Source organism: Marinobacter antarcticus (assembly GCF_011049865.1).
GTDB lineage: Bacteria > Pseudomonadota > Gammaproteobacteria > Pseudomonadales > Oleiphilaceae > Marinobacter > Marinobacter antarcticus_A.
The window spans coordinates 53784-61783 of sequence record NZ_DRGY01000029.1 but is presented as its reverse complement, the minus strand read 5'-3'; the positions used below and the strand labels follow the sequence as shown (position 1 = coordinate 61783).

Below are 8000 nucleotides of genomic sequence, written 5' to 3'. Positions count from 1 at the left end.
GTAATTAATCACCAGGATGGCGTCCTGGTCGATGTTGTAGGGCTTGAAACGGGGTTTGGCTTTCGACATCCGACTACTCCTCGTCTTTATGCACGATTTTACCAAACCAGCGCCGGAAATTTGAGTTTTTCTACAGCCTCAACGCCTGCAGCAGGCGCGTTTTAGTTGTTGTGACGAAGGAGCAACGACTAAAACGTCGCCCTGCCTGCAATTGTTAGGTACCTTAGTCAAAAAGAAATCCAACGATCTTGAATCCCGCCATAGCTAGAAAAAACAGAATAACGGCTCGTAAAAGTCCCTCATAAAATCCAATGTCATCCCCGTTCTTCAATTCCTTATACGCATCATAAGTCAAAGATTTTTCATACTGGATATTGCCACCACCAACCCATATTTTTTTGAAATACGGGAGATCTACAGCACAGCTGATGTAAATCGAGGCATCCTTGCCAAGAGTTGAGATATTGTACGACTGGACTGAAAGTGGCTTAGATTCAGTAGGCCTAGAAATAGATGATGGCTGGACTTCACACTTCTCTATAGTTGCCTCACCAAAATTTATAGTTAACTGAAAATCCTTTGCAGTTTCAGTGCCTGAGTTAGAGATTTCCGCAAAAAAATTTGTCGCCATATCAGTATTAATTGGAGCAATAAATACGTCCGCGATATTCATTGAAGGGCTTGTAGAGCTACCTTCCTGCTCTGAATCGGCGCCAACCGTCTCAGTCACTGTGCCTCTCACATCGATTTCTGGGGAATCAAAATGAATATATAGTGAGACAGCAGCCGTGATAACCGCGGCTAGTACTGTCGCAACAATTGTTGCGGTATGACTTGTTGACAACCCTTTATCTCCTATTGCCTAACGCCTGCAGCATGCGCGCCCATGGAATGGAGCCAAAGGCGCAATGTAATGGGCGTCGCCGTGCCTGCACTGGTTATATTTCTTGCGCAATAGACGTCTCATGCCCACATGAATTACAGATGAGAATAAACTCATCAGGATTTGCACCATCAGATATATCGTAGTCCATGCTTTTGCATTCTGGACATCTTGGCTCACTATCAAAGCCTAGGTATTTAAGAAAAATATTCTGAATAACTGACACCGCAGAGCAGGTAAATAGCAAGCATATCTTTGCATCGGGGACATTTTTATTGGGGGAGTGCACAACTTCAGAAGATTGGTCCCAAGCGGCTTCGATTAAGTTTCTACATCGTTTCCGAAGATTACTATTTTGCCTGCCTGCTGCATAAATACTGATTACAGCTTTTGCTATACCTTTGAAGTCGGCGGCTTTCAACCCATGGTCCTTGAGAAGCTCAGGATTTCCTTGCGCCAAAACTCCAGCCAACTCAATAAGGCTCTCTCTACAAGTCAACCCAATTGACTGAATATCTTCCGGTGCAGACACATCGTTTAGTTCAAGTGCAGCACTATTAAGCCTACGACTAATGGACTTTACCCCATCAATATCAAGCGGGACTTCATCAATTACATGTCTGAATGTCTGGTGGTGTCGTGCATGAAGCCTCTGAGTTATCCCTATGTGAAACGAATACGCTTCGTCAGCCGAGAAATAAAATTCATTTTGAGTGTAAAGGTTCATAGGGACACCCTCTCCCTCGACAACCCACCAGTTGCCGTCGTCAGCCCTTATATTCCAAACATGGACCTCATCCTCCAAATCATTGAAGGTCTGCTCTACCTGCATGTACTTGATGTTATTAACATCATTACCAGCTAAGTAGGATGTAATATTCTTTTCAGCTTCTATGCGATACTCAGGTGTCATTTTTCACTACTTTGCAGACTTCCGTGGAAATATAACAGCAATTGGACTGAGGCCTCAGTGATTGCGGAAATTTGACCGTTTCGTTATGACGGCTATTCCGAATTTCAGCGCCCCAATCAAAAATTTATAAAACAAAAGCTTAGACCACTCAAAAGGCTGGCGCTATGTAATCATTTGACTTCTGTGATTCGCGCCACCAATAATACTGTCTAAATATACAGTTTTTTGGCAAGGAGCCCGACTATGCAAGGAAAGCCGCCTCGTCTTCGCGATCAGGTCCGTGCTGTCATTCGCGTGAACCATTACAGCATCCGTACCGAAAAAACCTATTGGTACTGGATTCGTTACTTCATTCGCTTCCATCAGATGAAGCATCCGCGGGACATGGGGCCGCCGGATGTTAATGAGTTTTTGACCTGGCTTGCCGTGCACCGCAATGTTGCTGCGGCCACGCAGGCACAGGCGCTGAATTCTTTGGTTTTTTTGTACGACAAAGTATTGGGTGTGCCGCTTGGTGAGATTGGTAACGTCGTCCGTTCGAAAAAGCCTCGTAAGTTACCCGTGGTGCTTACCCACGATGAGGCGATGCGAATCATCAATCATCTCGGGCAGCCCAATAAACTGATTGCCTCGCTGATGTATGGCTCTGGCCTGCGGGTCACGGAAGCGTGTCGTCTCCGGATCAAGGATCTGGATTTTCAGCAACAAGTGATTACAGTTCGTGATGGAAAAGGCGCTAAGGATAGAACCACCCTTTTACCTGCAACCTTGATTGAACCGCTGCAGAACCATGTCGAGAGTATCCGCAAAGCTTGGCAGCAGCGCAGCGAGGATTTTTTGCATCCGGTTAGTCTGCCCTTCGCCCTCGCTCGCAAATACCCCGTTGCCGGTCGTTCGTTGGAGTGGCAGTGGCTTTTTTCTTCGCCGGCATTGAGTACTGATAATCTGGGCAATGTCTCACGCCACCATCGCCATATTTCATCCGTACAACGCTCTGTGCGCAGTGCGGCAAAGGCGGTCGGCATCCATAAACCCGCCAGCTGCCATACTTTTCGGCATACGTTTGCCACGGAGTTGCTCAAGCGTGGTAGCGATATTCGCACAGTCCAGGATCTGCTCGGCCACGCGGATTTGCGAACCACTCAAATCTATACCCACGTTCTGGGGCAAGGTTTTGCGGGTGTTCGTAGCCCTTTGGGGTAAGCGCTCAGTCACTCTCTGGGTCTTCGCGGCTCAGCCGTTCTAAATCATCAAGCGCACCGCTGGACATCACCACTTTTCGCTTTTTTCCGGGCTCAATATCCGGTGGTACATAGTTCCCGCGGATGTCGTGGTGCTGCTCCCCGATAAAGCGCAGGGCTCTTTCTGTCTCCCGCTTGAGCAAGCTTATAAGGTCTTTGCTGTTGCCTTCGATTGCCCACAGGTCCGCCATAAATGTTCGCCAGCGGACTTTGTGCATGGATTTTTCATTGTGGATAACAAAGTTGACGTTAATTTCACCGGGCACCCGAGATTCGTCTCGCAGAATGTAGGCATAAGGCGGGCCATCTGAGAGTTCTTTCTGAAGAACGAGTTCTGCATCTTGCTGATACTGCCACCAGCGCCTTCTCAATTCCTCAAGCTGCGGCTCCTGGCCGTTAGCGTCCAACTGGTAGTCCCAAGCGATACCTCCATCTCTCGGTTTACCATGATCCGGGCCCTCGATGTATGAAGACGGAATCAGCTCATCGAGGCGGTCGTCACCGGCTTCCGTTACCCGGGATATCACGTAACTGGCCGTGGAGAACAGGTTTCCGTAGACAAACTCGTCATTCATCACCAGCCGGATCCAGCGTGGATGATGCAGGGGAAAGTAACCGGGGCTAGCGTAACCTTTCAGGTCTTTGTGGCGCCACTCTTCCTGAAACAGGAAGTCGTCAAAATCGTAGTCGTAGAGGGTATTGAAATCCAGCAACGATACGCCTTCTTCCAGCGACTCATTCAGATAAAGAAAATCGTCGCCAATACCGCTGACAAGAAGATCTGCGGGGTTAATGTCATTGAGCTGCTGCAAACTGAGTTCGCGCCAGGCCTCGGCTGCCTCGGCCACAACGCAGTCGATGCCCAGAACCTGCTTCAACAAAACCTGCTGCATACGACAGCGGGCCTCCTCGCCCGCTGTGGCTCGAAAATTTTCCTGCGCCTCTTCTGTCCAGCTGAAGTATTCCGTACTGCCCGCCATCAAGGCCCGCTTCGCAGCAGCACGGATGTTACCTGTGATTGTCGGTGTCATTGTGGGCTCCCTTCCCATCATTCATAACAAATCAAAGTGTAGCATCAGAAAGGGCGCAGATTTCAGCCAGGGCTCACCACTCCAACTGAGCCCCGGTCTGATACTCAATCACCCGTGTCTCAAAAAAATTCTTCTCTTTGCGCATGGTCGCCTGCTCATCAAGCCAGGGCGATACGTTTTTCGCCCCTGGGAAGGGTTCGGGCAGGCCCACAGTGCGGGCGCGGCGGTTGGCTACAAAGCGGAACTGTTCTATGTGGTATTCGGCGGAGTAGCCCAGGATTGGGTCGCGTAGGATGTAGTGGGCGTAGTCGCGCTCCGCGGCTTCGGATTCGTCCCACATGTCCCGCACGGCTTTGGGGTCGAAGCTGATGTTTTCTTCTTCCAGAATCTGGTTAACCACTTTCAGGCCAAAGGAGAAATGCATGGCTTCGTCGCGCAGAATGTACTGAAACTGCTCGCCGGTGCCACGCATCAGGCCGCGGCGCTGCAGGGCGAAGATGGGGCTGAAACCGTTGTAGAACCAGGTGCCCTCGAACACCGCCGCGAAGAACAGATAAGACATGATGAATTCCTGCAGGTCGTCTTTATTGCGCAGGTTCATGTCGGGGCGCATGGCTGCGTCCAAACGGCGGTTGGCTATCTGGATTTTGGCGTTGATTTGCGGCACTACGCGGTAGCGGTTGTAGATTTCACCCTGGTCCAGGTTGAGGGTTTCAATGCAGTGCTGGTAGGCCCAGGTGTGCATGGCCTCTTCGTAAACCTGGCGTGCCTGATATATCTGCAGCTCAGGCGCGGTCATTTTTTCCATCACCGCCAGGCCGATGTTGCGCATGGCCAGTATGTCGGAGGTGGTGAGGTAGGCCACCACGTTTTCAAACACATGCTTTTCCGCCGGGCTCAGGCGATGGTGGTAGTCGTGAACGTCTTGCGCCATGTTCACGTCCAGCGGCGTCCAGTGGTTTTTGTTGGCGTTCATGAAGTATTCCCAGGCCCAGGGATACTTGAACGGAGCCAGCTGGTTTACGTCGGTTTCGCCGTTGATCACGCGTTTATCTTCAACGTTTACCGGGGCCACGCTGCTGTGCGCAGCGGGCGGGCTTTGGGGTTTGGTTTCATCGTCCCAATTCAGCATGGGTGTGCCTCTCAATAGTAGTAAGTGGTTACTGACACGCTTCGCAGTCGGGTTCGTCGATGCTGCATACTTGTGGCTGCGGTGCGGCAACCGGGGCGGCTTGTTCGTTCACGCCGGTGGCTCCTAATGAACGCAAGTAGTAGGTGGTTTTCAGGCCACGCTCCCACGCCAGCTGGTACAGCTCGTCCAGTTTTTTACCGCTGGGCTCGGCCATGTACAGGTTCAGGCTTTGGGCCTGGTCCAGCCATTTCTGGCGGCGGGAGGCTGCTTCCACCAGCCAGCGGGCGTCTATTTCAAAGGCGGTGGCGTATCGGGATTTCAGTTCGGTGGGTATGCGCTCTATTTGTTGCACGCTGCCGTCGTAATACTTCAGGTCGTTCACCATCACGTTGTCCCACAGGCCTTCGGCTTTGAGATCGCGCACGAGGGAGGGGTTCACCACGGTGAATTCGCCGGAGAGGTTCGATTTCACAAACAGGTTCTGGTACGCAGGTTCTATAGATTGCGACACGCCCACGATGTTGGAAATGGTCGCGGTGGGGGCAATAGCCATCACGTTGCTGTTGCGCATGCCGTGCTTGGCGATGAGTTCGCGCACCGGCGCCCAATCCAGACGGCTGTCGGTGTTCACGCTCAGGTCGCCTTCAAGGCGGGCGGCTTTGAGCCATTCTATGGAATCGATCGGTAGAACGCCCTGGCTCCACAGGGAACCTTCGTAGCTTTCGTAAGCGCCGCGCTCTGCCGCCAGCTCCGCTGACGCGCGGATGGCAAAATAGCTCAGCTGCTCCATGGCCAGATCGGCAAATTCCACCGCCTGCGGGCTGGTGTACGGCAGGCGCAGTGCGTAAAGCGCATCTTGAAAGCCCATCAGGCCGAGACCAACCGGGCGATGCTTCAGGTTGGAGTTGCGTGCTTGGGGTACGGCGTAAAAGTTGATGTCGATAACGTTGTCGAGCATGCGCACGGCGGTGTTTACGGTGCGCTCCAGGCGCTGCACATCCAGTTCGCCGTTGTTGATGTGAGCCGCGATGTTTACCGAGCCCAGATTGCACACGGCGATTTCTTCGGCACTGGTATTCAGGGTTATTTCTGTACACAGGTTAGAGCTGTGTACCACGCCCTTGTGCTGCTGCGGCGAGCGCAGGTTGCAGGGGTCTTTGAAGGTGATCCACGGGTGGCCGGTTTCAAACAGTACGGTGAGCATTTTGCGCCACAGTTGTTTGGCCGGAAGGGTTTTGAATAGCTCGATTTTGCCTTCTGCGGCCAGGGCTTCGTAATGCTCATAGCGTTCGCGAAATGCGTTGCCGTATAGGTCGTGCAGGTCTGGCGCGTCGCTGGGGCTGAACAGGGTCCAGTCGCGGTCCTGGCGCATGCGCTCAATCAGCAAATCCGGCACCCAGTTGGCGGTGTTCATGTCGTGGGTGCGGCGGCGTTCGTCGCCGGTGTTTTTGCGCAGCTCCAGAAACTCTTCGATGTCCAAGTGCCAGCTTTCCAGGTAGGCGCACACGGCGCCTTTGCGCTTGCCGCCCTGGTTCACAGCTACGGCGGTGTCGTTCACCACTTTCAGAAACGGCACGACGCCTTGGCTCTGGCCGTTGGTGCCTTTGATGCGGGAACCCAGCGCGCGCACCGGTGTCCAGTCGTTGCCCAGACCACCAGCCCATTTCGACAACATGGCGTTGTCGCGGATGGCGCCGTAGATGTCTTCCAGATCGTCGCCCACGGTGGTGAGGTAGCAGGATGAAAGCTGGGAATGGCGGGTGCCGCTGTTAAACAGTGTGGGCGTAGAGGCCATGTAATCGAAGGAGGACAGCAAGTTGTAGAACTCGATGGCACGGCTGTTGGGGTCGTCTTCACGCAGGGCCAGGCCCATGGCGACGCGCATGAAAAATACCTGAGGCAGTTCCAGACGATCTTCTTTCCAGTGCAGGAAGTACCTGTCGTACAGGGTTTGCAGGCCTAGGAAGCCAAATTGCTGATCACGCTCGGGTTTCAATTCCGCGCCAAGGCGCTCCATATCAAACGCGGCCATGGCTTCGTCGAGCAGTTCGTAACGAATACCAGCGCTGATGAACGTGCTCAGGGCTTGCGGATACACCTCGGCCAGGGTCAAGTTGGTGTCTAGTTTCAAGGCGGTTACGCTTTCAAGACGCAACTGCTCCAGCAGCAGGCGGGCAGTGACGGCGCTGTAGTCCGGCTCCCGCTCGATACGGCCACGGGCGGTCATAATGAGGGCCGTCAGCACTTCAGTTTCGTCGATACCGTTGTAGAGGTTGCGGGTCGCCTCTTCCACCAAAGAGTCGCCGTCAATGCCTTCAAGCTCGAATGCAGCGTGATCGACCTGCTGCTTCATCAGGCCCAGATCCAACGGCGTGGTGCGACCATCAGCCTGTTTTACGGTGAGATGGGGATGCGCTTCGACTGGCTCATGCCGTGCGCGCTCACGGGCGTGTTCTTCGCGGTAGAGTACGTAGGCACGGGCCACTTTCTGCTCTTCGGCGCGCATCAGGGCCAGCTCTACCTGGTCTTGAATGTCTTCAATGTGCGCCCGACCACCGGCCTTCAGGCGTCGGCTGATGGCCTGAACCACCTGTTCGGTTACTCGGTGAACGGCGTCGTTGATGCGGGCCGACCCGGCTGCCTGGTCACCTTCAACAGCGAGGAACGCTTTGGTAACGGCTACACTGATTTTTGAGGGGGTAAAACTGGCCAGGTTGCCGTTGCGCTTGATTACCTGCAGGGCTTCTGTGTTGGATGACGATAACGGCCGGGGCTCGGCCAGAGTTGTCGCAGACATACG

At 53.3% G+C, this 8000-nt stretch carries 6 protein-coding genes; 1 reads left to right on the top strand and 5 read right to left on the bottom strand.

Annotation, left to right across the window (positions count from 1 at the left end; genetic code table 11):
* Nucleotides 1-223: 223 nt before the first annotated feature.
* The gene (locus ENI00_RS03280) at nucleotides 224-844 is read right to left on the bottom strand and encodes a hypothetical protein (RefSeq protein WP_304098768.1); all 621 of its coding nucleotides are present in this window, start codon (nucleotides 842-844) and stop codon (nucleotides 224-226) included.
* 94 nt (nucleotides 845-938) lie between these two features.
* Nucleotides 939-1796 (bottom strand): hypothetical protein, encoded by an 858-nt coding sequence (locus ENI00_RS03275; RefSeq protein WP_304098766.1) that lies wholly within the window; start codon nucleotides 1794-1796, stop codon nucleotides 939-941.
* 243 nt (nucleotides 1797-2039) lie between these two features.
* On the opposite strand from ENI00_RS03275, the gene ENI00_RS03270 reads away from it, so the two are divergent.
* Complete coding sequence (locus ENI00_RS03270; protein ID WP_304098764.1) at nucleotides 2040-2999, top strand: integron integrase; 960 nt, start codon at nucleotides 2040-2042, stop codon at nucleotides 2997-2999.
* A gap of 4 nt (nucleotides 3000-3003) precedes the next feature.
* Here the strand turns inward: ENI00_RS03270 and ENI00_RS03265 are convergent, their stop codons facing one another.
* From ENI00_RS03265 to ENI00_RS03255, 3 genes are all read right to left on the bottom strand, one after another.
* Nucleotides 3004-4068 carry a hypothetical protein gene (locus tag ENI00_RS03265; RefSeq protein ID WP_304098762.1) on the bottom strand — a complete coding sequence of 355 codons (1065 nt, stop codon included), beginning with the start codon at nucleotides 4066-4068 and terminating at the stop codon, nucleotides 3004-3006.
* A gap of 73 nt (nucleotides 4069-4141) precedes the next feature.
* Nucleotides 4142-5200 carry a ribonucleotide-diphosphate reductase subunit beta gene (locus ENI00_RS03260; protein ID WP_304098760.1) on the bottom strand — a complete coding sequence of 353 codons (1059 nt, stop codon included), beginning with the start codon at nucleotides 5198-5200 and terminating at the stop codon, nucleotides 4142-4144.
* Nucleotides 5201-5228: 28 nt separating this feature from the next.
* On the bottom strand, nucleotides 5229-7997 hold the full coding sequence (locus ENI00_RS03255; protein WP_304098757.1) for a ribonucleoside-diphosphate reductase subunit alpha: 2769 nt from the start codon (nucleotides 7995-7997) through the stop codon (nucleotides 5229-5231).
* Nucleotides 7998-8000: the final 3 nt, after the last annotated feature.